This is a genomic window from Porphyromonas gulae DSM 15663 (assembly GCF_000378065.1).
GTDB classification, from domain to species: domain Bacteria; phylum Bacteroidota; class Bacteroidia; order Bacteroidales; family Porphyromonadaceae; genus Porphyromonas; species Porphyromonas gulae.
On record NZ_KB899174.1, the window covers coordinates 1 to 26,001 of the forward strand.

Below are 26,001 nucleotides of genomic sequence, written 5' to 3' on the forward strand. Positions count from 1 at the left end.
CTATATATCAATCGAAAACGATTTATATATAAATCAGAAACAATCTATATACAAATCGAAAACGGTTTATATATAAATCACGAATCGACCTCCTACAAAGCGAATTGCAAGTCCCAAAAGGTCGCTTTCTTTTCTCTTTCACCTCAAAATCCACTTCCTTTCGGATGCTTATTTGGAATGATTCCAAACTCAGCTTCGTTGTTGAAAACTTTTTTGGCGCGTATTTTTTCATGGAATAGCGAAGGCTTTCAGACATCCGAAAGGATGGACTTCTGACACCTTCATGGAAATTTCGGAGAGGCTGATGGTTCTCTGTCGGCCGAGCAAGCCTTGCCAGACTTGAAGGTGCATTGCCGGAATGTGCAGGATCTGCAAAATACTCTAACTTACGGACAAAAAGTTTCTTTTTCCCTATCTTTGCGACCATCGGAAAACAAATAAAACAGGATTTGTGTATGGAAACTGTAGTCAGCGGTATCAGGCCGACCGGCAATCTGCATTTGGGCAATTACTTTGGTGCTATTCGGAGTTTTCTGGATATGCAGCATCGATACAATTGCTTTTTCTTTATCGCTGATTGGCATTCGCTGACCACACATCCGCATCCGGATAATATAGTCCGCAATGTGCGTACGATACTGGCTGAATATTTGGCTTGCGGGATCGATCCGGAGAAGGCTACAATCTATGTGCAGAGCGATGTGAGAGAGGTACTGGAGCTTTATCTCTATCTGAATATGAATGCGTATTTGGGCGAGTTGGAGCGAACGACATCTTTCAAGGAAAAGGCCCGTAAGCAGCCGAACAATGTCAATGCCGGCCTGCTCACATATCCGACATTGATGGCAGCAGACATTCTGATTCATCGTGCCGTGAAAGTTCCTGTCGGAAAAGATCAGGAGCAAAACATGGAGATGGCACGCAAGTTTGCCCGCCGTTTCAATACGATCTATGAGGTAGACTTCTTCCCCGAACCCGAATCGTTCTCTTTGGGGGCAACGGCGTTGAAGGTGCCGGGCTTGGATGGGTCCGGCAAGATGGGCAAAAGCGAAGGCAATGCCATTTATTTGGCTGACGATGCCAAGACTATCAGCAAGAAGGTTATGAAAGCCGTGACCGATGCGGGTCCCGAAGTTCCTAACAGCGTGAAGCCGGAGCCGGTGGAAAATCTTTTCTCCATGCTCCGTATCGTTTCCTCGGATGAGGTCTATCGCCATTTCGACGACCTCTATAATAACTGCTCTATTCGCTATGGCGATCTCAAGAAGCAGTTGGCCGCTGATATTGTCGCTTTTACCACTCCTATAAGGGAGCGAATCTTGGAGATTCAGGCGGATGAAGCATTTTTGGACAGAGTGGTTCGCGAGGGAGCCGAGCGTGCTCGTGAAAGTGCTGCACGAACTCTTGCCGAAGTACGCCACATCATAGGTTTTCGATAAGGCCATGGCGGAAGCGATGGAAAACCAACGATAACTATTTTAGAACAAAACAAATATGGATATTCAGATTCAAGGGCAGCTTATTCAGATACTGCCGCTCAATTCGGGAGTCGGCAAGGCATCCGGAAAGGAATGGAAAAAACAGGAGTACATATTGGAAACGCTGGATCAATATCCCCGAAAAATACACTTCAGCGTGTGGGGAGATCGCATTGATCCTTCCTATCAGGTAGGCGATCAGGTCACGGTCTGGGTCGATATTGAGAGCCGTGAGTTCAACGGCCGTTGGTACACCGATGTGAAGGCTTGGCGCATGGAGCGCGGATATATCGGGCAGCAAGTTCAGCAGCAGATGCCGCAGGAAATGCCAGCCGCCGGTGCTCCGGCTTTTCCAACGCAACAACCGAGCATACCGTCTCAGCCGGCAACGGGTTGGGCTTCCAACGCCGATGCGGGGGATGATCTGCCTTTCTGATGAAGATCGTACTGCTTGTTGTTGGCAAGACTGACAGTAAACTAATGGCTCAGGCGACGGAGGAATACATTCGTCGACTGAGCCATTATGTTTCTTTCGAAATGGAGGTAATACCCGATGTCCGTCTGGGCAGCAAGCTTTCTGCCGAGCAGCAAAAGGATGCCGAAGGTCGGGAGATACTCGCTCGTTTTCGGCCGTCGGATAGTATCGTATTGCTCGATGAGCGAGGCAGAGAGTATTCCAGCATGGAGTTTTCAGCCCTTTTGCAGAAGAAAATGCTGGCCGGCACCCGTCGGATGGTCTTTGTCATAGGAGGCCCATACGGATTTAGCCCCACTGTGCAGGAGGCCGTGACCGATAGAATATCGCTCAGCCGAATGACTTTCTCTCATCAGATGATCCGCCTCTTCTTCACCGAGCAGGTGTATCGAGCTATGACTATCCTCAATCATGAACCCTATCATCACGAATAGCCCTGTTGTCTTTTTCAATCTGTCAGTTCCCTATCCTCATGAGAAAAACAATCCAATTTGTTCTAAAGTCCCTTTCTCTTATTCTAATCTGTATGACTGCTTTCAGTTTCTCTCTTAGTGCCGGTAGCTGTACCCCCTCGGCACAGCATAATGATAGTATCCCCGAGACGAAGACAATATACTTTGCCGGTGGGTGCTTCTGGGGTACCGAGCACTTCTTCAAGCAAGTACGGGGCGTCGTAGCTACGGAAGTCGGGTATGCCAACGGCAATATAGAGGATCCTTCGTACGAAGAGGTCTGTTCCCAGGCTACAGGATTCGCCGAGACGGTAAGGGTCGAGTATGATCCGAACGAGGTGTCGCTCTCTCTGCTGCTCGACCTCTTCTTCAAAACCATAGATCCTACAATCCTCAACAGGCAAGGGAACGATGTCGGCTCTCAGTATAGAACGGGTATTTACTATACGGACCAAGAAGATCTTCCTCTCGTTGCATCCGCACTGAGCGAATTGGCTGCGAAATACGATCAGCCCATTGTTGTCGAGAATGAGCCGCTCAAGAATTTCTACCCTGCGGAAAACTATCATCAAGACTATTTGGATCATAACCCTCGCGGTTATTGCCATATCGATCCATCCTTATTCGAATTGGCGAGGAAAGCCAACCCAGATCCTAATGCCAGAGTCTATAAGAAGGCCGATGATACGGATCTTCGTACCCGGCTTACACCTGAGCAGTATGCCGTCACACGCAACAATGCCACCGAACCGGCTTTTGACAACGAGTATTGGAATGAATTTCGAGAAGGTATTTATGTCGATGTTACTACAGGTGAACCGCTATTTCTATCTACCGATAAGTTCGATTCCGGCTGTGGGTGGCCGAGCTTCAGCAAGCCCATAGGGAAAGAGCTGATTTCCGAGCGTATCGATCGTTCTTTCGGAATGACTCGTACGGAAGTGCGTAGTACGACCGGCGATGCCCACTTGGGACACTTGTTCAATGACGGGCCACTGGAGAAAGGCGGACTCCGTTATTGCATCAATAGTGCCTCTCTTCGGTTTATTCCCAAAGAGGATATGAAGAAAGAGGGCTATGGTAGTCTTCTTCCTCTTTTGAACAAACGATGAGGATGCTCTTGTAGCATATAGTCATTCCCAATCGTCCCAGATAAAACTAATTCCAATGGCATATCTCGGCACCAAACCCAAGTGGCTGTTACTACTCTCTTCCATCGTACTCCTTCTCGCAATAGTCGGAGTTTGGGTCTTCCGTTATTCCGGTTATGGACAGCGATTCGAGATTGTCGATGAGTTGGGTGGCAACATCTTCCCTTCTGCCATACTGTCCGTAGCCACGACCGATGCGGAAGTAATCAAACCGGTCGAGGGCTTATATGTGGGCAATCCGAAGTCCGTCATAGGGATTCGGGTGCAAACGCGGAGAGCCAACAGCCGCGTGCGTGTGGAAGTGGCCGAAACGCCTTTTTTCTCCCAGTCCGTTTCGGAATTTGTCTTGGATAAGTCAGGCTCCACCTATACCATATACCCCGACATTATATGGAAGTACGAAGCCCTTCGCAATAACAATCAAGCCGAACCGGTCAGTGTGGCGATAAAGGTGGAAATAAATGGTGCAGACTGGGGACAACAGGTGCGGACATTCTCTGTCAGAAGTCTCAACGAGTGTCTCTTGGGCTATATGAGTGGAGGGCGGGTATTCTGCGAAACGGGGATCTTCTTTGCCGCCTACGTCAATGAAGAGAACCCTAAAATCGACAAGCTGCTGCGAGAGGCACTCAACACGCGTATCGTCAATCGCTTCTCAGGTTACCAAAGCACCCGGAATCCTGTGGACAGACAAGTGTATGCTCTTTGGAATATATTGCAGAAAAGGCAGTTCCGCTACAGCTCGGTAGCCAATTCCAGCTTGTCCAGCAATGTCGTTCTCTCCCAGCGTGTACGCACATTCGATGATGCATTGGAGTCCTCTCAGATCAACTGCGTAGATGGCAGCGTACTCTTTGCATCTCTGCTGCGGGCTATCAATATCGAACCTATCCTCGTTCGGATGCCCGGCCATATGTTCGTCGGTTATTACACGGATATATCCAAAAAAGAAAAAACGTTTCTGGAGACAACGATGATCGGCGATGTCGATTTGGACGACTTTTTCCCCGATGAGCAGTTGGATTCGACGATGATAGGCAAATCCCAAAATCAAATGTCCAGACTGACTTTCGAGAAATCGAAAGAATATGCCAACAAGAAATATCAGGAAAACGAAGCCGATATTCATTCCGGCAAGTCGGGTTATATGTTCTTGGAGATTTCCAAAGATGTGCGAAGGCGCATCCAATCCATCGGCAAGTAGCATCGTTTTTGCCGAATCGTCCTTTTGATATAAGAATACTGTCCTTATGCCGGATCGCTACGGTGACTTACGGCTATCGCAGGCTACCATCGCTCCTTTCTGACACAAAAAAAGTGTGCCGAAAACGCTGCTGAAGCGATTTTCGACACACTCTCATTCCTTATGCTTATGAAAAGCCGCACTGCGGATAGCGTAAACTCCGAAAGACAGGATTTGAGGATTCCACCACTTTTGTAATCCGCTGTGCAAAGCAGCCCGAAGGTGCGGCCCGCCATCAGCGATGAAATTGTCCTCGGAATAGTTGTTATGATGAGTTTCCCCGATCTAACAGTGCGGCTTATTCCTCGTCTTCTCTGTATTGCAAAGTTAACAACATTGTTTAGATTTGCAATTCTTTGTTTCATCGATTTTGGGTATGGTTACACTTTCGGATCCTAATCGGCGTTCTCGACGTATCAAACGTATTACGATGGTCGGTTGCTTATGTAATTTGCTTTTGACGGTCGGGAAGTTTTTCTCTGGTTTTGTCGGGCATAGCGGAGCCATGATTGCCGATGCGGTACACTCGTTGTCCGATCTGCTGACCGATTTCGTGGTTTTCATTTTTATCTCCATTTCGGGAAAGCCATCCGATAAGAACCACGATTACGGACATGGTAAGTTCGAGACCCTCGCCACTGCGATCATTGCCGTTACGCTGATCATCATCGGAGCTATGCTCTGCTCCGATGGTCTGACCAAGGTATATCGCTATCTCCGCTTTGGGGAGGAATTAGCTCGTCCCGGATCGATAGCCTTGCTTATGGCCTTTGTCTCTATTGTGTCCAAAGAGTGGCTGTTCCGTATAACGCGCTGTGTCGGAAAAGAGGAGAATAGTCGTTCAGTCATAGCCAATGCCTGGCACCACCGTAGTGATGCCTATACCTCTGTGGCTACTTTCATCGGGATTGGCTGTGCTTTTCTTTTGGGACGCGGTTGGATGATCCTCGAACCGCTATCAGCTGCTGTAGTCAGTGTCTTTATCATCAAGGTAGGTTTTCAAATGGCCCTTCCGGCTTTTCGCGATTTGCTTGAGCAGAGCTTGCCGGATGATATAGAAGAAGAGATAGAAAAAATCATTTGTTCGGAGTCGATGGTAAAAGGTGTGCGTCGGATCCGCACTCGCAATATCGGCAATTACTATGCCGTCGAAGCCGATATTTTGATGGATGGCGGCCTCTCCGTATCATTGTCTCATGCTGCTACGCAGAGGGTCGAGAAGCTGCTGCGTCGGCGGTACGGTCAGCCCACACATATAGTCATCCATGTCGAGCCATTTTCATGATATATGTCTCTTGACCATAACCCTTCAAATTCTGTAAGCTTTATGACGACTGAAATCAAATTGGAAGAAATGCGTTTTTATGCCCGACATGGTGTGCTTGAGCAGGAGCGACAAGTGGGGAATTGGTTTGTAGTCAATCTTTGCATGTCCGTGGATGTCACCCAAGCGGTTATTTCAGATACCATTGAAGACACCATCCACTACGGACACGTTTATGAAGCCGTCAAGGAAGAGGTCTTACAGCCCTCGAATCTTATCGAGCATGTCGCCGGACGAATTTTGCAAAGAGTCCGACACGACTTTCCGCAGGTGAACGAAGTCACGGTAAGCCTGAGCAAGCTCAATCCTCCCATTGGAGCAGATATACGATCGGCTACGATCGTCCTGCGAGGGTAGTCCATCCTCTTTTATATCAAGGCCCGAAAGGAAGAGAATCGGTGATGTGAAACGTTCGCCGATCGAGCCGTCATTTTACCTCCAAAACGGCTATGAGACTTTCATAAATGTCAGCCGGAGTCTTGGCATAGAGAAAGACGGTATATCTGTTCTCCGTCTCGTAATGATTGCCCTCGGTCAGAGCTGTCCGAGAGAGCAGATTGTCATCCTCCGTTTGAAGAATGTAGAGGTAATTGAAGTATCCCTGTTTCATCATGAGAGTACGAGTGTACATCTGCTCCGAAGCATCATAGAAAAGCTCACGTTCGCTCATCGGGAGAAAATCGAAAGCCTCTCCGGACAAAACGACCGGCCCCGGCAGCTTTCCACTCTCGAAAGAGAAGATAACCTCATAGTAGTCTCCTTCGGTAGCACTATTCGCACCATCGGTTGTGCGAATGATACGTCTCCCGAAGTTGTTTTGTTCGAACTGATAGGGCAATCCGGCTCTGTTTTTGTCGGGATACAACTCCATCACATAGTGCCCATTGCGTGAGTAAGATCGGTACACGCCCATACCGTTGTAGCTATCGCTGAGCATCTCTGCTTTCCTGTAAACATTGGTTGCCGGAAATAAAGCTCCGGCATGCTGATCATATACGATGGTATTACCTGCAATACTCGAAGGTCTCGAGAGCGAACGCATCTCAGTCTCGCGCCCGTTTTGCCCCACGACAAGGGTAAGCTCCTCCGACGGTGAAAGGATTCGTAAGCCCTTCAGATCCACCTCGACATTGACTTGCTGGTGACGACCGTGTATGTCTTCATAAGTAACGGACGTTTGCGAACCCTTGAGGGAAGCCAACGGAGCCACCACACGAAAGGCAATGGTAAGAAGCGTTTCGTCCGGATCATAAACGTCGAATACGGTCATGAGATAGTTCCCCGAAAGCTTGGGGGTGCAATTTGCATTGGGCAAAGACAGTTCGTAATGAACATAGTTGACCAAAGTAGCTCTGCTAATGGCCGGCGGATCGAATTCGTTCTCCAGAAAACCGGAAACAGCTTCTGCCGGAGAAATCGGACTCGCCAGCCAATCGTGATCGCAGTGCTGCAGTCTGTATCCCAGCGTCATACTCTCATCGCCCATAAGATCAAAACTGATCCGCAGCCCTTCCCCACTATTTATATGGTAGTAGGGATATAGCCTCAACTGTTCTGTGCCTGTAGGAATAACAAGAAGCGACTGCACTCGCGAATCAAAAGCTCGGGTCTGGCCGACAGACGGCACCGACCACAAGAGGAAAAGAAGTAGAAAAAAATGAGACAGGCGGAAAGAAAACTGCTTCATACCTTATAATGCTAAGTCAAACAAAGATAAGGTTTTCCACCCATCAGAGACTCCACGAAAAAGAGCTGCCTGCATGCGGATCGGCATGCAGCCGTAGCATACAACCGTAGGACTATTGCGCTCTTAGGGAATCGGGTCGAGCAAGAGAATCGATACCGATACGGGTTTCTCCGACTGTCTTAGCAGGAAGTCGCCGGCCATCGAAATCATACTTAAAGATAAGGCCAAGGCCTTGCGTCGTCAGGGACTGACGCAGATATTGATAGAGGTTATTGTAGTGGTTGTAGGCCTTAATACGAATGGAGCCGGACGGATTGATTTTATATTCGGCATCGAATTCGCCCACATAGGTATTCTGTAGATTAGGATTGTCCCGATAGCCCACATTCCCGTTAATAAGGAGACGGTTGTTCAGCAAACGACTACTCAAGAGTAGTTCTATATCCGTATCCTGAAAAGAGGTATTGGTCGTCTTGATGCTCGTTCCGATCTGTACTTTGTCACTGAGGCTTCCGAACATATTGGTGAGTTGCTGCGACAGAGTGGTGGTGGCCACTGCCGTCCAGTTGTCCGTACCGCTTCCCGAATTGTAGACATTCTCCGGCGTATAAAACTTTCCTAAGACAAGAAGATAAACGATCTGCTTCGTCATCGAATCTTCGTTGTGGATGAGACTGCGAACCCGACGCTCCAATTCGCTGTCGGAGTTGGGTAGCTTAATGTCGAAGCTGACAGCAGGCTGCAACATGGCACCATTGATCTGAAGCAGACAATTCACCGGAATGGTAGTCCGCCTGACATCGCTCACCAGAGACTCGTCCAAGTCATTCAGATTGGCTGTCAGATTGTACTCGGCCGTTACATTCAGAGTTGCGTGCATCGGATTGCCGGCAAAATTCACGCTACTGCCTTCTTTGATGCTGAAACGTTTTTGGACAATCTGCCGGAGGTTGAAATTATAAATGCCCGACAACAGCTCCAGCCCTCCGAATACATTCATATCCCCCAATGTATGGTAATCGATACGCAAGTCTCCAACGGCAGATCCGCGTAAGCCATCGCCGGTCTGCGGATCCAGTATCAAGTCCACCTCTGCATCCGGTGTCACACCTACATTCATGACCAGATGGAAATCCATTTCCGGATCCCCTCCCGTAGCAGGTAGAGGCATGGGAGGCCGATCAGGAGAAGTTTCCGGTCTCCATCGCTCACGGCTTTTCGGATCTACGAATCGCAAGAAACGATACTCTTCCGCTGTCGTAGGCTGCGTAAAGTTCAACACGATATGGGTTCCTTTTTCGGAAATCAGATTGACGTCGCATCGCATCCCTCCGGGCACATCGCGCAGATATGCAGCACCCGACACATAAACTCGGCCATGTATATTGGGATTGTCCCGCTCCGGCACGTTATAAGCAAGTATATTGCGAGCTTCGCTGACTTTCAGATCCACTTTGATGTCATCGAAAGCGCGATGTGAGATGTGCGCATTGAGTCGGGCCGTATGCCCGTCCGGATCGCTCACCAGCATATTCTCGAAGCGCATCTGAGTAGGAGTGAATACGGCTTTCTGTCCATCGCATTTATACTCCGTATTCAAAGCCTTGACTCCGAAGGTCACCTGCTCGGCCATAACCTCCCCTTCTATGGTCAGATCGCTAAAATCACCGAAGAGCCGCATGTTTCCCGAAGCATGTCCCTCCAGCTTATGGCAAAACTCCGACAGGAAAGGTCGGATGAAGGCCACATCGGCATGCTTGGCATCGAACCGCAGATCCAGACCGGCGTGGGGATTGAACGGGCGGATGTACCCCCAAGCCGACGTACTCGTACCATCGGGGTTATGCACCAGCGCATCCAACAGAATGCTCTGCGTAGCCTTCTCCCATGAGCCGAAGGCCGATATAGGGCCCACGTCGATCCCGTTCACGGTAAAGCTCTCGCCCGTGATCCGCGCCTGCATGAACTGCCGGTCTGCGATGTCGCTCAAGACAGCCTCTCCCGTCATCTCCACATCGAGCATGTCAAAATCCACTCCGGCCAGTTCCAATATATACTTCAGACTGATATGATTCACACGGACACGAAGCGAGTCCGAAGGGGAGTTGCTGAGTACCCCCTCTGCTTCGACGGCTTTGCCTTCGCTCTTGATGGAGAGGTTGCTGACGACCAGCCGTTCCGGAGCCAATATGGCTTCAGCCGAGGCTATCTGCCACTCGTAGCCTCCGATGCGTGCCGTGGAGCGATCCAGACGGATGTGGGTATTCAGCGAAGAATCCTTGTCCCGACGAAAATTTGTGAGCAGGGATACAAATCCATTTTTCGCACCGCGCCTATCCAACCCCATATCCAGCCGGGTACGGATACTGTCGACTGTCATCAGGGCTTGCAGGCTGAGGTCTCGTATCGAGGGTTTGCCTTCGTGGTACAAGTCCGACCGGCAGATCAGTTCGGCCTTGCCCGAGGATGAGTTCAAATTCACCTCCGTACCCCGAAGTTCTTTGTTCATGGCCATGAGTCGGCCGGCACGAACTTGCAAGTCGAGACTTCGAAGCAATTCCGAATAGTCTCCCCTGATCCTGATGGAGTCAGCTTCGGTAACGGGGAGGCCTAAGAAGCTGCACAACTCTTTGGGCAAAGCCCCCTCCATCGCCAGACTGAGGCGCATATGCTCGGCAGGAGCTTTCTCCTGAGCCTTCTGATCCATGAGGGCGGGAAGATGAGTGCGAACCAGCCTTTGGAACAGAGCAGGCAGTGCGGAGAGGTCGAACTCGCCACTTAGCTTTCCGTGCAAAAATGGAGAAGAGAGGACGACAGAGCGATGCCCTTCGTCCCTTGCCGTGGACAGCATCACGTCGCGCAGATGAAGCCCTTTGTCCGCTGTCTGCCAGTCCAGCGTATCTATTCTTACGGTACCCGTCAGATTGTCGATCCCGTTTCCGGATAGTTCACCGGAAGATACCAACAGAGCATCGGCAGACGGGATGCCAAAGCCGGGTAGAAGCCGATCGGGATGAAGTTTGTGTGCCGTCAGATTCCACTCGAATCGGGAGGAACCACCGGAGAAAGGAAGTCCTTCGCCGGCAGAAGAGAGGCGGATATGACCGTTGGGGTCGTTCATGCTGAGGATACCCGACCACTTATCTCTGTCGGCCTGTGCGTCGATCGTCAGATCCTCATAGGTATAGCCTCGGTAAGTAAGCAGCGACACACGGCCGGCCAGACTTCCCGACAGGAGATTGCCGGCATCCAGACGCGTCTTCACTTTCAGGTCGAATGCCACGTGTTCCGGCCAGTCTTTTCGGCCTGCCATAAGCTGCGGCTCCAGCCTTTCGGTGGTAGCATGAGCATCCACATGCACCGGTCGCCAGAGAGAATCCAGGCCGATTTTGCCCTGTATGGTCAGAGCTCCGGCATCCGTTTCTACACGAGTTTTCAGCCGCAGATCGTCCAGTCGGCCATTGGCAGCCGCCATAATATCTATAGCTCCCAGATCGCGCATTTGCGGGGGAAACTGATCGGGGAAGATACGCTCTGCCAGCATATAGGCTCGGGGGCCGAGCTTAAGCTCATCCAGCCGGAGCCTGACATGCATCCGCTCCTTTCCCCCTATTTCAGCCAAGCCTATGCCCGCCTGTAAGGTCAGTTCATCGCCATAGCTCATGCTGATTTCGGGCATAACGGCCTCGCCTGAACCGACTGCCAGCTCCGGTAGAGAGACTTCCAACAGATCGTCCATCGTATCGAGTGCGGGGAAGCCCCCCTTCAGATCAGAGGGACGGATTCGACCGGCCAAGTCCCTCATGCTTATAGCAGGCAAGCCGGATTCATCGGGGGAAAGGACACAGTAGCCGGAAGCTATCCGCAGATGACTGTTCTGCAAAGAGATATGAAGACGATCCACGCCCAATGTGTCGCCCCGAAGACTGACATCGGCATGTAGCTCTTTGAGGTTGAGAGCGGTACTATTTTCCAAAAAAGAAAGGTGGCGCAGCTGTGCTTTCAGCCCCGTACTATCCACTTCAAAAAGACGCACTTTGGCATTCAAGTCATGCAACCCCAATGTCCCGGACAGAGCTTTGTGCAGCCCCGTAGCAGAGAGACGGCAGTTCCTAAGCAAGATGGTATTGATATTGAGCTGTAGCCGGCTCGGCTCTTCCGGATTTTTGCTTTTGAGGGCATCCAGAATAAACTGGATATTCAATGCCGTATCGGGGCGGGAGCGATATACATCGAATTCGCCCTTGAACAGACGCGCTGAAGAGAAGCTCAGACGCCCTCTCAAAAGGGGGAGCAGATCCAGACCTCCGGTCAAACGTTCGGCAGACACCGCAGGACGACCGGCACGATCGAAGATGACTATGTCGTTGATCTCTGCCTGTCGCCACCAGCCGATACTGATATGCCCGATTCGGACACGAGTTTCGAGAGCCTTGGACAGTTCGGTCTGCACACGTCCGGCGACGGAACGCCTCACGGACGGAATTTGCAGGATCAGATTGGGCAGAATCAGCAGACAAAAGGCCACTGTCAGCACTGCCACGACCACCCACTTGGATCGGCGCATGACGGTGCGATAACGACGGATAAACCGTATGAGACCGGCTGACAGTTTTTTCCTTTGACTCACGCAGATAACTTTGCTTTCAAGGAGCAAAGATACTTACATTCCTTAGCTTAAATACCGAAAAGAGAGCCGCGGAAGCTCCCCCAAAAGAGGAATCCTGCAAAAATCGAAAATCTGTAATATACTGTATGAAAAGCCTAACGAAATCCCCCTCCTCACTCCCGATAAAGAAAACACAAGCGACAAGACACACAAAAACGGAACTGAAAAATCCGAAATAGTCGTTCGGCAATCAAAAAATTCTCACTCGTCTTTTTTTCGCTTTTGGCTCGAGATTTGAAAAAAAGACGAACCGCAAATCCGAAATCATGGCGCGAGTTTCTCACAGATTTTGGTTCGCTTTTTGTTTGTTGCGACTGCTCTATCAGTAGCCGATAACAGATTTTATCACAAAAGGGTATTCGGAGTTTGGCATCGGGCTAAGGGGGCGAACTTACCCAAAAGATTCTCTTAGAAAGGGTAGCCGACTGCCAAATGGAAACCCACGGCATCCTTGAAGCGCGGAATATTGTAGTAACCTTTCTTGCCCGTATCGTACGGAAGGTGGAGACCGAAGCCGACATCGACACGAACCACGAGAAATGCCAGATCGTAGCGAAGGCCGACACCGGTGCCGAGAGCAATGCTGTTCAGGAAATTGCTTATCGATCCCGCTTCGGACAGAGCACCGCCCGGACGGGAAGGATCCTCACGCAAGAGCCAGACATTACCCGCATCGAGGAAAACCGCTGCGTGAAGATCGCCGAAGAGTTTGCCCCTGTACTCCACGTTGGCTTCGAGCTTGAACTCCCCGACCTGATCCAAATAAGAGTACAGATTGTCTTCATCGGGATTGAATCGCCCGGGGCCTATGCTACGGACGGTGAAGGCTCTGATGCTATTGGCCCCACCCACATAGAACTGCTCGCTATAGGGGGCTACCCGCATATTGCCATAGCTGTAGATCACGCCTGAGCCAAAGCGCGTTGCCAGAGACTGATTGCGGTCTATGGTATAGGTATAGCGCAACTCTCCCGTGGCTTTGATGAACTGAGAGAAGGGCACACCGATGAAATTCTTGGTGTCGCTGTACTTCTTGCCGGCAGCCAGATAGATCAGATTGAGCAGATTGCCTGCTTCCGACAGGCCGAATTGCATCCAGAGATGATGCGAACTTTTTTCAGAGACTGATTTGTTGAAAGTGTAGACATACCCCATTTGTGCAAGGAACTGACTCTGAAGGCTCAGCAGCAGGGGCGGATTGTTCGCCGTAATGGTCTGGAAGGTTTCGGTCTGATGCCCCAGGAGGTTGTAGTTCAGCTTGAGTGGGAAGATGGCATGCCGATGCTCTTTGGAGGGCTGGAATTCATAGGTGGTCGAGAAACCGAAAGAGTACATGCTGAAGTAATGAGCCCTGTTCAGTGCCGTGGCAGAAGCCTGAAACGTGGTAGTCGTAGGATAGTAATAGTACTTGTCCAACAGGCCGGGGAATACGATCGAGGGGAAAGAGAGATTTACGGACGTATTGACGTTGTACGAATTGATGTCGATGAGATGGTTGCTGCTGCCTTCGGGGCGATTGCGGGTCTCCCACTCATAGGATCCGCCGATATTCCAAGACAGATTTTCCCCTCCTCCGAATACGTTGCGCCGAGCAAGGGCGAAATTCAGTCCCGGGCCGATGAAATCGTTGCTCTTGCTCGTGAACAAGGTCTCTAAAGATGCGTCCCACGGTTTGTCGAGCGAGGTCAACAGCCTCACATCCAACAGGTCGGAGGTGGAATCCCGTTGCGAAAAATTGAGATCGATAACGGAGAAGGCTCCCAAACGTGCCAAGGATTTGCGCGTCGTCTCATCGTCTTTCTGCCGATACAGATTGCCGGGAAAGAAACGAAAGCGTTGGGCCAAAATCTTGGGACGAACCGGCATTTTACGATAGTAAAGGACTTTCAGGTCGTTCACTTCGAGCGAATCCGTCGGTGCTTCTCCATTCATACCCAATAGCACTGCTGTCCGTTTTCCGATCTTCCACGGACGCATGGCATGGGGAGGGGTGTCCTCCGACAGTTTGGCTCTGAGGCAGACGGCCCCCCTCACGAGGAGGGTATCGGCCTCGTAAATAATATCTTGCGGACGAAAGTAATAATAGCCATTGTCTCTCAGCAAGGCACTGATAGTCTGACGCTCTTCATGCAGCTTTGCCAAATTGAACTGGTCTCCTTTTTGGATCAAGGTCGGAGTCTGCCTGTAGGCCAAAATACTGTCGGGAAAGGTGCTGATCGGCAGGGGGACGATACTGTCGTAATGATAGGGGGAGGCCATATCCACCGTATAAGAGACTTTGGCCTTGAGGGAGTCCTTTTTCAATGTAGTCACACTGCTTTTTACTTCGGCATCGAAGTATCCGTGTTCGCGGAGGATGTTGGTCGCCACCTTCGCCCGACTGTCGGACTTGACCTGACTGATGAAAACCGGTTTGGCTGCAAACTTGTCGAATATCCATTTCGAGATGACCGTCGAATCTCTCACGAAGCTATTGTACAACCACAATCCAAACGGCAGCTTGGGCAAGGAGGCACTGGCACTGCCGAAAATAGCTCCATTGGGTGTGACTTTCAGTGTACTCTCAACTTCGGTCAGAGCTTGTTGGCCGGCGTGGCTCTTGTCTTGTCGGAGTATCTGAGTCTTGCCCATTCCGATATACAGCTGTTCGCCTTCCGGCAGGTTCTTCGTGGTGGAGCAGGCTCCTGCCAGTAGAGCCAAAAGGATGGGGAGGAATACTTGCCGTAATACTTTCATGGGATTCTTATCGCTTTGTCGGAATGGTATCCGTCCGCACGGATACCGGCTCCTCTTCGGGTTTGAGAGCTTCTGCTTTCGGCACGATGGTTTTCGTCTCTTTCTTCTTCCCGAAACGGAACAGATCGGATAGGCGCGCCAGCTTTCGGCTGATCACATAGCCGATGCCTGTCTCCGTTATTTCTCCTTCGAGCAGATTTTCATTGTTCTTTTTGTGGAAGAGTTTGAGGTGCTGTGCTCCTGATTTGTCCAGACGGTACTCCACGGATACGTTGTCCACCAATGTCCTTTCCTTGTTGGTCGGCACATTGGAGCCGGAAGCGACAGATCCTCCGATCACGACACGGATCCTGTTGTCATAGAATTGTCTGCTGAAGCTATACGTGAAGTCCGTATATGTGCCGCCTCCGTCGGTGCCATCATGACTTTCCATACCGATGTTCAGTCCGGAGCCGTCGAACACCTTGCCCAGAGCACTGTTGATCATTCCCTGAGCGTAGCTGCTGAGTGCATTGTCAAAGTTGAACCCACTCGATTGGGAAGCCAAATAAGAACCTGTTGCCAAGAGTCCGATGGCCTGCTTCGAACGTTCCTCCGGCCCCATGCTTCGCAGCTGCGTTTGGATAGCGAAGTCCTCCGGAGCTTCGACATCAAACACCAAATCCATATTCTTGAGCGTTTCTTTGACGATGATCCCCACATCGAAATTCACCTTTCTCGACGTCTTGTTACCGCTTTCCATCACATCGGCACGTACTCGCTGTACAGCCTTGAAGTTGACGTAAGGCTCCTGCACATTGCCGCTCCATTGCACATAGCTTGAGGGATCGATGGTGAAAACCTGCTTACCCACGACGGGCAGCGTATAGCGCATGGTGCCGCCACCGCTCATATTGTATCGGCCCGTCAGACTCATTTCCCCGTAAGCCGGCATTGTGAAGGTCATATCTCCTCCTCCTTGCAGCTCCAAATAGTCCTCATGTCCGGCCGAAAGATCCACACCCAACTGTACAACGGGATCGATATGAATCCGAACGAGCATGTTCATGCCACCGAATGAAGCTCTTTCCTTTTCCATATCGGCCTGCGAACGAATCATGATCGTATCGGAAAAGTCCATGAAGTTCACCACATCACCCATCCGACTTTCCGTTTCCAGATCTGCACCTGTATACACATACGTACAGGAAGTGCCTCCATGAATATCCAGAGAACCCGAAATTGTAAGTGCTTGCAGAGGGCCGCGAAGGGAAAGATCAGTGGAGGCAATCAGCTTACCGTACAGCAAGTCGCCCTGATTTCTCTTGCTGTCCAACACAGTCATCTCGTCTGCCAGCATCTTCAGGTTGGCTGTCATGGCTCTGGCTCCTGTCAGGATTACTTCTCCATTAAGATTAAGACCGTCTTGGGCCTTTTCTTGTGCGCGTATCTGATAATTGTCGAAAACCAATTTGTGGCGATCGAAGACCAGCGGTTTGTCCGAGAAATAGAATGTATTGCCAATCATCGGCGAATAGACCGATGCTTCGCGCATATTCAGTCGGCCATCGATCCGGGGGCTATCCGTTTTGCCCGCAATAGCAAGTTTTCCTTCGATGAAACCGGAGAGAGAAGCTCTTTCCACTCCGATGAAAGGATTGGCAATGGCGAGTGGGAATCCGTTCAGGATGGCAGCCATATCGAGATTGTTCTCACGGATGCCTCCATGATAGATACCATCGAGATTGAGGGCGGCATTTCCATTGTAGCTTATCTCTGCCGTTACGTAGTGCGAATGGTCGTTACGGGGTTCATAGAACAGAGAGGATGCGATGTTGCCGATAGGCTTGCCTTCAAATTCGAACTCATTGACAGAGATATCGCCGGTAATCGTGGTGATACCGTCCTCTCCTCCCGTACGGGATAGTCGCGCATAAGCGAAAAATCTGCCGGCTAGGTTAGGAAGGGGAGACATTCGGATGTATTGTTGCAAGCGCAGGTTGCGGATATTCAGACCTATCTCTTCCAAATCGGGAATGGTATCATTGGTCTGCACGGACAAGTATTGCCCATCCTCGCTGCTTAGCTCAAGCGAAGCAGACAGACGTTTGTCCTCGTTTCGATAGAAGATACGATTGTCCTTGCTGGCAGTAAAACGATTGTAAGCCAACACGACAGGTTCGGATTCGATTAAGTTGAGTCCATAGCCGCTTTCGTCCCAGAATCCGTGAATCCCGATGCGGTAAGCATCCTGCTTTGCTCCATCGGCCAAATTCAGGCGCAGATTCAAACCCTGAAGGGTAGCATCCGCCACCACTTTGCCGTACATGGCCGGCTGACGACGGAAACGATTCTTATCCATGGTCAGAGTGAGTCGGATCATACGATCATATCTGTTCAGAATCGAATCCGACACCTCTGTCGAATTGGCTGAATCCGGCGCGAACATACCGTATTGTGAGAGTGTAGCAATGTCCAGATGTAAACGATCGACACGGAGCGTATCGCGCTGCAAACCCTGTAAATCCATATACCCCTCCAACCCGTTTTCGGGCGAAATGGTCAGCTTGCCACGGATGGAATTGTATTTCATACCGTTTACCTCCATAAGGTCGTGGAGCGGATTGTACCGATCGGCTTGGATCGTAAAGGTCGCATGAGGCAGCTCCTGAATAATCGAAGAGAGTCGCAGACGCTGAATAGAGTCATTGCGGAATGTCTCTATCTTCTTCCCGAGAGATTGGGACACGACCGTAACGGCATCTATGCCTTCTCCTACTCTGAGAGCCATTTTCAAGTCGCCCGAAACGAGATCCAGACGGATACTATCGGGATCGGTATCGGCTAATATGTCTATTCGTTCCGGTATTACTTTGTAGCGTTCGAGCTGCATGTAACAATCTTGTACCGAGGCTTCGAACCGATGTGTCTGAGCCAAATCGCTTTTCACATGACCCTCAAGGACAAAAGCTGCCGCAAAAGTGGTGTCCGCAAAGCCCAATGCGTTGAAGTCCGCCGAATCCATCCGCACCATCACAGAACCGTCCAGTTTGTTTTTGCCGAGGAGGGCATCCAATTGCATACTCCCGTTCAGGAAGGAGTTCGTGCTGTTGAATGAAGCGAAGAGCACACCTTCGTTCAATGCCGCATCGAAAGTGATACTATCCAAATCCCGCTCTTTCCAACGGATGTGTTTGACCGATGTGTGTATAGTGGAGACAGTACGTTTGTTGAAGAGGTCGAATCCACGTCCTTCGGCATGAAGCACTGCCTGCATGGAACCGATACTATCTTTCGGCATGAAGACACCGAAGTTCAGACCGTCCACCTGCATATCGAGCCGATATTTATCCGTACCCATCAGATAGTCGCCATCGACACGGAGGCTACCGGAACGCTCCGTCAGCTTCACCCGACCGCTGTACACCCCTCGTCTGATCTTGAGCTCTGCAGCGATAGACATACCGGCAGGGATAGCGAAGCGTTCGTAAAGAGCTCTGTCGTAAAAAGCCAAAAGCCCCGAAGCATCCTGATGGAAACCCATGTTCAGCACAAAGTTGCCCGCACGATTGCGATCGTCAAGCAGCTTAGTGAATAGGCCATGTCCGTCCATGTCTGCCATTCCATCCCAGAATAGCGACATATGCTCTACGTCCAATTTGTCGAGAGTACCTGTACATTGTATCACGATATCCACAGGCGTATCGGGATAGCGTACCAATCTGCGCGATGGAAGTTGGAAATTATCCCCGGCCAAATAGCTTACATCCTTCAATCCGATCGAAGCATCCATGGAGAGATTGATCATAGCCGTCGGATCTTTCTTGAAGATGCTCCATGGGAGCCGAGCTTCGCCATTGATATAACTATGCCCCGTAGCAAGGGAAAAGTCCGTCAGGAAGAAGCCGAAACGATCCATCCTGTATCTCCCCGACAATCGCTGTAGCTCGAATTGATCCCGCTCCCGCAGCGATCCGCTGACCAGCCGGAGTTCCATATCGCCATCGTGGAAACAAATGTCCTTGGCTTGGAGGGAGACATCGTTCAGGGCAATATGACGATAGTCGAAAGAGGTGGGCGAAGCTTCCCTTTCATCCACGTCGTAGGACAAAGTAGTCTGATCCAACTGCGCCATGCCCACCTGATAGAGCATGTCTGCAATATCCATTTTGGCTTTGGCTATTGCAGCTTTTCCGATGAGAGTATTGAGATACAGACTGTCAAGGGGCATGCGGACTTCAGCGGATATATTCTTCAGATCCAGTCGGTCCAACTCGAACTGCCAGTCGAAGGGCTCTTTCTTGGTCGTATCGGCTGCCGTGGTATCTGCGCTGAAGTATGCCACATCGGTATCGGATAGATGCCACTGCCCCAGCAGGACGCATTTTGCTTCGGGGTCGACGGCTATGTGAGCTGCCCGAATCAGTTTGGCTTTCAGCCTCATATCCATCAGCCCGAGACTGTCCGTATAGTGGATGGAAGCATCCTGCAACTTAAGTTCGGGCACCTCCACCTGTTGATGGAGGAGCGGTAGCACCGATACTCTTACCCGTAGAGAGCCTATATCCGCCAGCGTGTCGCCTTCTGCCTTCACGGCTGTAATGTCCTGCAAAGAGAGGTGCAGCGGAAAACCCAGACGAATGCGTCCGATATCGATCTGCATACCGGTGGCTTCGGATGCCTTACGCGCGGCTATCCCTACAGCCCATTGCTGTATGGGAGGCAGATAGAGCAATCCTGCCACGAGCAGCACAAGCAAGAGGGGTGAGATGATCACCCAGAGGAGAATACGTTTCCAACGTAGCTTGATACGACCCATGGCAGGACTGTCAGTATTTGATCAAATAGTGTAGTCGGTCAGCTGTGCAAAAGGAGGGAATCCCTCACTCCGGCAGCTCTGTAGCTCGAACGAACTACCCTTGTTGTATTAGAAAGAATAGAGCGTGGTGATCGACTCATGGCTGCAAACGCGCTTGATCGCTTCTGCGAACAAGTCCGCCACAGAGAGAATCTTCACCTTCTCACACTTGTGCGGATAGGGGATCGAATCCGTGAATATCATTTCCTTCAGAGAGGACTGGTCTACTCGCATCGAAGCCGGATCGCTCATCACGGCGTGACTGGCGATAGCACATACGCTGCGTGCACCATGGGCCATCATCAAGTCCGCCGCCTTGGTTATCGTACCGGCAGTGTCCACGATATCGTCCACAAGCAGCACATCCTTGTCCTCTACATCCCCGATAATGCGCATCTCAGCTATTTCATTGGCTTTGAGACGGCTCTTGTGGCAGATTACCATAGGAACGCCGAGGTGCTTGGCATAGCTGTTGGCCCGCTTGGTACCTCCCACGTCGGGTGTAGCCACTACGAGGTTCTCTATGGGCATCGTCTTGCGGATGTATTCCATGAAAACGGTGGAGCCGTAGAGATGATCCACCGGCACATCGAAGAAACCCTGAATCTGATCGGCATGCAAGTCCATCGTGATCAGACGCGTAATGCCGGCCTTGCTGAGCAGATCGGCAATCAGCTTGGCACCGATAGAGACACGGGGCTTGTCCTTTCTGTCCTGTCTGGCCCATCCGAAATAGGGGATGACAGCCGTGATATAGTGTGCAGAAGCACGCTTGGCGGCATCGATCATCAGGAGCAGTTCCATCAAGTTGTCCGAAGACGGGAATGTGGACTGAACGAGGAATACGTCCCGACCGCGAATGCTCTCTTCATAGGAGACGGCAAACTCTCCATCGGCGAAGTGCTCGATATTCATTCGCCCCAGTGGGCAACCCAAACTGTTGCAGATCTTTTCCGCCAGATAGCGGGATTTGGTTCCTGAAAAGACAGAAAACTTGTTTTCGTTGTTCATCTTTGATATGGTGTAGAGTTATCGTTCCATTACCGGCAAATCGAATCCGTCGGGCCACCTCGGCGGCGACTGCTGACGGACGTGATGCAAAAGTAATATATATACATTATGTATGGAAGCTCGAAAGGAGAAAAGAGGATGGGGATCAAACCGCAGCCGATGTATGGCCGTCATGCCCCGATTCGGCCCTATCGCCTCGGCCTCGCGCCTCCGCGTCTGCGTCCGTTCGAAGCGGTTTTCCCTTGTCTTTTGTCCTTTTCGGAGCGACCGGAACGGGCATCGCCACTGCGTCCATGGCGACGGGGGCGACGTTTAGCCGGTTCGTAGGCAGGGACCTCGCCAAACTCCGGATCGACAGGCAGTTTATAGACCGATTTGCCCAGAAACGTCTCGATCTTGTGGAAGTCGCTCTGCTCTTCCTCGGAGACGAAAGTGATAGCCAGCCCCTCTCCATTCGTACCCCGGGCAGTCCGCCCGATACGGTGCACATAGTCTTCGGGGTCGTGGGGTATGTCGTAGTTGATGACTACGCGTATGTTGTCGATGTCGATCCCTCGGGCTACAATGTCTGTGGCCACGAGTACATCCACATAGCCGTTTTTGAAGTCGCGCATCACCTGCTCGCGCTGGGACTGTTCCAGATCGGAGTGCATATCGGCCACATTGAAACCCATCTTGCGGAGAGTGGAAGTCAGCTCACGCACTTTGAGCTTGGCCGAGGCGAAAATAATGGTGCGCTTCGGTGCCGACTGCTCGAAGAGCTTGCGGAGTATAGGGAGCTTCTGCGCTTCGTAGCAAATGTATGCGCTCTGCATGATACTCTCCGGCGGACGGCTGATGGCGATCTCCACTTCTATCGGATTCTTCAGAATGGATGCTGCCAGCTTACGGATCTTGGGAGGCATCGTAGCCGAGAACATAACAGTCTGGCACGAATTCGGCAGCTGCTTGTATATCTGCATGATGTCATCGAAGAAACCCATGTCCAGCATACGGTCGGCCTCGTCCAAAACGAAGTAGGAGACGTGGGAGAGGTCAGCCGATCCCAAGTTCAGATGCGAGATCAGACGCCCCGGTGTGGCTATCACGATGTCTGCCCCCATAGCCATCCCCCGGCGTTGCTGCTCCCATGCCACCCCGTCCGTACCCCCGTATATGGCTACGGCCGATACGGGCATGAAGTAGGAAAATCCCTCCACCTGCTGATCTATCTGCTGCGCCAGTTCGCGAGTGGGAGCCATGATCACGGCATTCACCACATCGGAGGCAAATTCGCCTGCACTCAGGCGATCCAGTATGGGTAGCAGATAGGCTGCCGTCTTGCCGGTGCCGGTCTGGGCACAGGCGATCACATCGCGCCCCTCCAGAATGGGCGGGATGGTGGCGGCCTGCACGGGTGTGGTCTCGAAGAAATTCATGGCATCGAGGCCATCCAATACTTCATCTCCTAAATTCAATTCATCAAAGCGCATACTCAAAAAAACGGACTTGGTTCCGGACAAAAGTACGTCAATTCCTACAGAAAAGGTTCCCCGATGGGGAATGTGCCAACCTATAACGATATGATGGAATCATCTTTATCCGATAGAGCGTAGGTCTTGGCACATATATGCCGGCTCGTCAGCACCGCCTCGCCGATCCAATGCTCGCCAAAACACGTCCCAAAAAGCTGCCGATTGCGGTCTGAGTTTCCCGAAAAAATGGCGCGAGATTTTTTTCGTTCCGGCGCGTAAATTTTTCACTTCCCGCGCCGGAACGAAAAAGTTTTCACGCCATGTTTTCAGAGAGCGCAAACACTAAATTTTTGGAGCGTAAACCAACCATGAGCTTTCTCCGGTAGCGGAATAACCCCAACATCGAATCTGCGCGTTTTGCAACCATTCAAACCGCCACAAAAAAGAAAGATCCACAAGAGGATCTGTCAGGACGACTCTCCCTCTCATGGATCCGGTCACAGTTTATTAGAGACCCTTGTATATATGGGGGTCTTAAACCCTCCCGCAGGTCAGACGGGAGAGTTTGCTGTTCTTCGCCTCAAAGCGGGAAAGAAGTCGGGCGATTCTCTTCCGACAAGCATTCCCACTCCAAGACTCAGGTGTCTTTTTCCGGTCTTAGATTTTTCGTGCCGATTTCTTACTCTACAATGATTTTTTCCACGAAATACTCCGTATCCGCTACAACTTTCAGCATGTATGCACCTTTGGACAGATGCTGCACATTCAGTTTATATTCTTTCCCTGAGAATGAAACTTCCACCACGATTCGGCCCTGCATGTCGTATAAGACAGCCTCGTGATTCCCTTCTTTGGGTAAGTTGATCAGAACATATTCTTTGGCAGGATTAGGGTAGAGCTTCATGCCATCCTCCTTCTGCAATACGTCCCCCACATCCAGAGCATGTACCCACTCCGTATCGGACCATAGGAAATGTTTAATAATTACAGGAGTGGGATGTGGTTTGGTTTCCTCATATGGACTCTTGCGAGTATGCCATATCCAACAAGCCTTTCCATTGGTAGGATTGAGTGCTACTTGCGGACGACGCCTCTCTTTATCTTTAGCTTCTTTTGCATATACATACGGCCAACTCCAACCATAAGGAGAATGAATGTCATCGTATTTGATCCATCTGTATCTCATTAGATTGTGATCCTGAAAAGTAGTCAGATAACGATCGCCTTCTTTATCGTATGCCAAAGCCGGAATACCTATACAGTGTTTAACGACCAGATCTTTCTTTGTAGGTGTATGTCCGAGAGAGTAATCGAAAGACTGCTTCGGATATACGTAATGGCCCGGGTAAGTGATCAGGAAGTTATGGGAGCGTTCTCCACCCACGGTATTATCCGAATTGTCATCCAACATCATTTGGATCTCTATACTTAGTGCTCCCAAAGGATTAAAATCAGTCCATCCACAGTCTTCTTCTATTATTATCGGATCAGACCACGCATAGCGGGGATCATAGTCCACAAAGTTGGAAATGAAACCAATGTCGAAGCCATCAGAGTTCCGATTCATTTCGAATACGACTCCCATTAGTGGCCAAGTATTAAATCCAAGAGAAGAAGATGTACTGCCTAATGAAAGGTCTACTCTATTGATAGTCAGTTTTTGGGGTCTTGTGTAAATACGCTTTTGCTCAAAGTGTACTCCACCATCTAACGAAAAAATATAGTCCAAGAAGCTGTGATCGCTTCCGGAGCCACTAACGGCGACAGCGAGAGCAAAAGGATCGCCCCCCAAACCGTAAGGAGAGGGTGCACGGTAGTTGGAGGCGATGGCTACACCCTCCAGTGCATGATCAGGAAAATCCTTCTTGTACACACACTCTGTATTATTGATATCTGCATCATGGCGATGCATCAGCAAAACGCCATTGCCAATAGTACCACCTACATATTCGGATGCTGTCATGACTGTCCAAACATTGATATCATCTTCATCCTTGCCCGTTACAGTAAAATCGCAATGCGAGACATCGAAGTCATAAGGCACCAAAGACCCCAAAGACCCTAACTTTTGGTAAGTAGCACCACCGTCTTTCGAACGATACAAAAAGACACCACTGGGATTAATACGAGATAAATCCAACATCACATAGATCCATCCATTGTCTGCCACAGCCATCTTGTAATAAAAATCCTCTGAATATCCTGATAGGGTGGAGATCGTCTCGATCAATACATCGTCTCCACCAATATCCATCTGAGCCTTGGCCGGAGGGCTAAATAAAACTACGGCAAAAGTCGCCAGTAGCAGTCTGAGTGCAATTTTTAGTTTCATGATTCTTGGCATTTTTATGAGTGAAACATTTCTTGTTCATATTACCAAAATACTACCCGGCATAAACGAGCGACTCACAATAATCGGCTCGGGAACGGCTACTCCAGCTTCGTGAGCAGTGTGCTGCCTATGCGTTTGCCCTTCTTGTCGTAGCTCTCACTCTTGACACATCCGGCTTCTCTCGACATCCACTCCACAGCACTCATCCGTACGGTGATCATGCTTTTCATGATGATAGAATAGCTGATCTTGTAGCATTGGAAAGTTCCGGCCGGAGTGGTAATGCTTTCGATGCCCTGCACCTTGCGGTCGATGGTTCGCAGAGTAATCGGAGGCAATGGGAAATCGGCCGCTTCGGCCGTAATCGTCACTTCGGCATCGGGCAGAGACTGACCTGCCGACATTCGGGATGGATAGGTGATGTCCACGCCTGTCACTTTGCTCTTAATGTCTTCGAACATCTTGAGCGTTTGCTCATTGAGCAACGATTGGGCATCGACATAGAATCGGTCGCCGTCGCACCACATATTCGCCGTGCCCGAAAAGATCGGCTTCCCTTTCTTGTCATACATCTCTTGGGTGGTGGCTATTTTCATCCCTTTAGCCGTGTTCGTTACACTCTCTACCTTCTGCCGGATCGTGCCGGTAATATTGCCTTTGGCATTGTAGATAGTCATCTCACGCCGAGTACCCTGCTTGGTCGGGAACAGGATTTCACATCCGTTCTTACCCGTAGCCCTGCCGACGGATTTGCCCGTATTGCTTGCGCGACGCATTTTCTGATCGTTTTGTCGATCCAGTTCATCCAATGAAATAGTCTTGCGAGTAGCCGTTTTGGCGGGGGTTGCAGTGGTTTTCTCCGTTCCTTTGACAGCTTCCTCTTCAGCTTTGTCGAGGGTCTTGTCCATGGCTTTGTCTACCTTCTCCCCCACCCGCTTTTCTACCTTCTCTTTGGCTTTCTGTCCTATTTCCCCCAACCAGCTCTGAGGCATACAAGCCCCTTGAGAAGCGGCAAAGCCTCCCGAAACATTTATCAGGAAACAGATGGAGAGGATAATGCTTTTGTATTTCATTGCTCTATGTTTTTAGTACAAAGAGAGACAGGGGATACAGCCTGATAGTCCGTACCTCTGCCTCTCTTATCGTTAGGAT

17 protein-coding genes are annotated in these 26,001 nt (G+C 50.5%); 8 read left to right on the plus strand and 9 right to left on the minus strand.

All coding sequences use genetic code 11. The annotated features are described in order from the left end of the window. Positions 1 to 455 precede the first annotated feature (455 nt). The 7 genes from trpS (at position 456) to folB (ending at position 6,480) form a co-directional block, all read left to right on the plus strand. Positions 456 to 1,439 carry a tryptophan--tRNA ligase gene (gene trpS / locus F452_RS0108530; RefSeq protein WP_018965789.1) on the plus strand — a complete coding sequence of 328 codons (984 nt, stop codon included), beginning with the start codon at positions 456 to 458 and terminating at the stop codon, positions 1,437 to 1,439. 55 nt (positions 1,440 to 1,494) lie between these two features. Then, positions 1,495 to 1,914, plus strand: coding sequence for a DUF3127 domain-containing protein (locus F452_RS0108535; RefSeq protein ID WP_018965790.1), 420 nt, complete (start codon positions 1,495 to 1,497; stop codon positions 1,912 to 1,914). Beyond that, positions 1,914 to 2,387: a 23S rRNA (pseudouridine(1915)-N(3))-methyltransferase RlmH gene (gene rlmH, locus F452_RS0108540; RefSeq protein WP_018965791.1), complete on the plus strand. Its 474-nt coding sequence runs from the start codon at positions 1,914 to 1,916 to the stop codon at positions 2,385 to 2,387. Before F452_RS0108535 ends, rlmH begins: the two co-directional genes overlap by 1 nt. Positions 2,388 to 2,479: 92 nt before the next feature. Continuing rightward, complete coding sequence (msrA, locus tag F452_RS0108545; protein WP_018965792.1) at positions 2,480 to 3,517, plus strand: peptide-methionine (S)-S-oxide reductase MsrA; 1,038 nt, start codon at positions 2,480 to 2,482, stop codon at positions 3,515 to 3,517. A 55-nt stretch (positions 3,518 to 3,572) separates the two neighbouring features. Then, complete coding sequence (locus tag F452_RS0108550) at positions 3,573 to 4,760, plus strand: hypothetical protein (RefSeq protein WP_018965793.1); 1,188 nt, start codon at positions 3,573 to 3,575, stop codon at positions 4,758 to 4,760. Between the two features lie 415 nt (positions 4,761 to 5,175). After that, on the plus strand, positions 5,176 to 6,084 hold the full coding sequence (locus F452_RS0108555; protein ID WP_018965794.1) for a cation diffusion facilitator family transporter: 909 nt from the start codon (positions 5,176 to 5,178) through the stop codon (positions 6,082 to 6,084). 42 nt (positions 6,085 to 6,126) lie between these two features. After that, a complete protein-coding gene (gene folB, locus F452_RS0108560) occupies positions 6,127 to 6,480 on the plus strand; it encodes a dihydroneopterin aldolase (protein ID WP_018965795.1) in 354 nt (117 codons plus the stop codon). Between the two features lie 70 nt (positions 6,481 to 6,550). Here the strand turns inward: folB and F452_RS0108565 are convergent, their stop codons facing one another. The 7 genes from F452_RS0108565 to F452_RS11635 form a co-directional block, all read right to left on the minus strand. Beyond that, positions 6,551 to 7,810 (minus strand): type IX secretion system plug protein, encoded by a 1,260-nt coding sequence (locus F452_RS0108565; protein WP_018965796.1) that lies wholly within the window; start codon positions 7,808 to 7,810, stop codon positions 6,551 to 6,553. 112 nt (positions 7,811 to 7,922) lie between these two features. After that, positions 7,923 to 12,440, minus strand: coding sequence for a translocation/assembly module TamB domain-containing protein (locus F452_RS0108570; RefSeq protein WP_235317557.1), 4,518 nt, complete (start codon positions 12,438 to 12,440; stop codon positions 7,923 to 7,925). Between the two features lie 447 nt (positions 12,441 to 12,887). Next, the gene (gene tamL, locus F452_RS0108580) at positions 12,888 to 15,215 is read right to left on the minus strand and encodes a translocation and assembly module lipoprotein TamL (RefSeq protein ID WP_018965799.1); all 2,328 of its coding nucleotides are present in this window, start codon (positions 15,213 to 15,215) and stop codon (positions 12,888 to 12,890) included. Between the two features lie 7 nt (positions 15,216 to 15,222). After that, on the minus strand, positions 15,223 to 20,013 hold the full coding sequence (locus tag F452_RS0108585; protein WP_018965800.1) for a translocation/assembly module TamB domain-containing protein: 4,791 nt from the start codon (positions 20,011 to 20,013) through the stop codon (positions 15,223 to 15,225). A 108-nt stretch (positions 20,014 to 20,121) separates the two neighbouring features. Continuing rightward, complete coding sequence (locus F452_RS0108590) at positions 20,122 to 21,063, minus strand: ribose-phosphate pyrophosphokinase (protein WP_018965801.1); 942 nt, start codon at positions 21,061 to 21,063, stop codon at positions 20,122 to 20,124. Positions 21,064 to 21,251: 188 nt separating this feature from the next. After that, positions 21,252 to 22,535 carry a DEAD/DEAH box helicase gene (locus F452_RS0108595; protein WP_018965802.1) on the minus strand — a complete coding sequence of 428 codons (1,284 nt, stop codon included), beginning with the start codon at positions 22,533 to 22,535 and terminating at the stop codon, positions 21,252 to 21,254. A gap of 105 nt (positions 22,536 to 22,640) precedes the next feature. Further along, on the minus strand, positions 22,641 to 22,805 hold the full coding sequence (locus F452_RS11635; RefSeq protein ID WP_235290111.1) for a DUF1661 domain-containing protein: 165 nt from the start codon (positions 22,803 to 22,805) through the stop codon (positions 22,641 to 22,643). Between F452_RS11635 and F452_RS12905 the strand changes: the two genes are divergently transcribed. Continuing rightward, on the plus strand, positions 22,774 to 22,863 hold the full coding sequence (locus F452_RS12905) for a DUF1661 domain-containing protein (protein ID WP_230587295.1): 90 nt from the start codon (positions 22,774 to 22,776) through the stop codon (positions 22,861 to 22,863). The two genes, F452_RS11635 and F452_RS12905, sit on opposite strands and share 32 nt — an antisense overlap. Positions 22,864 to 23,196: 333 nt before the next feature. Here F452_RS12905 and F452_RS0108600 read toward each other — a convergent pair whose 3' ends face one another. Beyond that, on the minus strand, positions 23,197 to 24,849 hold the full coding sequence (locus tag F452_RS0108600) for a TapA/TapC family T9SS-dependent outer membrane protein (RefSeq protein WP_018965803.1): 1,653 nt from the start codon (positions 24,847 to 24,849) through the stop codon (positions 23,197 to 23,199). A 98-nt stretch (positions 24,850 to 24,947) separates the two neighbouring features. Further along, positions 24,948 to 25,922, minus strand: a complete 975-nt coding sequence (locus tag F452_RS0108605; protein ID WP_018965804.1) for a TapB family protein — start codon at positions 25,920 to 25,922, stop codon at positions 24,948 to 24,950. Positions 25,923 to 26,001 lie beyond the last annotated feature (79 nt).

What these genes read in the sequence shown, in the direction of transcription:
- F452_RS0108590 (WP_018965801.1), bottom strand. Translation starts at nt 21,063, where the DNA reads ATGAACAACGAAAACAAGTTTTCTGTCTTTTCAGGAACCAAATCCCGC.
- F452_RS0108595 (WP_018965802.1), bottom strand. Translation starts at nt 22,535, where the DNA reads ATGCGCTTTGATGAATTGAATTTAGGAGATGAAGTATTGGATGGCCTC.
- trpS (WP_018965789.1), top strand. Translation starts at nt 456, where the DNA reads ATGGAAACTGTAGTCAGCGGTATCAGGCCGACCGGCAATCTGCATTTG.
- F452_RS0108605 (WP_018965804.1), bottom strand. Translation starts at nt 25,922, where the DNA reads ATGAAATACAAAAGCATTATCCTCTCCATCTGTTTCCTGATAAATGTT.
- F452_RS0108555 (WP_018965794.1), top strand. Translation starts at nt 5,176, where the DNA reads ATGGTTACACTTTCGGATCCTAATCGGCGTTCTCGACGTATCAAACGT.
- F452_RS0108600 (WP_018965803.1), bottom strand. Translation starts at nt 24,849, where the DNA reads ATGAAACTAAAAATTGCACTCAGACTGCTACTGGCGACTTTTGCCGTA.
- F452_RS0108550 (WP_018965793.1), top strand. Translation starts at nt 3,573, where the DNA reads ATGGCATATCTCGGCACCAAACCCAAGTGGCTGTTACTACTCTCTTCC.
- F452_RS0108565 (WP_018965796.1), bottom strand. Translation starts at nt 7,810, where the DNA reads ATGAAGCAGTTTTCTTTCCGCCTGTCTCATTTTTTTCTACTTCTTTTC.
- F452_RS0108535 (WP_018965790.1), top strand. Translation starts at nt 1,495, where the DNA reads ATGGATATTCAGATTCAAGGGCAGCTTATTCAGATACTGCCGCTCAAT.
- rlmH (WP_018965791.1), top strand. Translation starts at nt 1,914, where the DNA reads ATGAAGATCGTACTGCTTGTTGTTGGCAAGACTGACAGTAAACTAATG.
- F452_RS0108585 (WP_018965800.1), bottom strand. Translation starts at nt 20,013, where the DNA reads ATGGGTCGTATCAAGCTACGTTGGAAACGTATTCTCCTCTGGGTGATC.
- folB (WP_018965795.1), top strand. Translation starts at nt 6,127, where the DNA reads ATGACGACTGAAATCAAATTGGAAGAAATGCGTTTTTATGCCCGACAT.
- tamL (WP_018965799.1), bottom strand. Translation starts at nt 15,215, where the DNA reads ATGAAAGTATTACGGCAAGTATTCCTCCCCATCCTTTTGGCTCTACTG.
- msrA (WP_018965792.1), top strand. Translation starts at nt 2,480, where the DNA reads ATGACTGCTTTCAGTTTCTCTCTTAGTGCCGGTAGCTGTACCCCCTCG.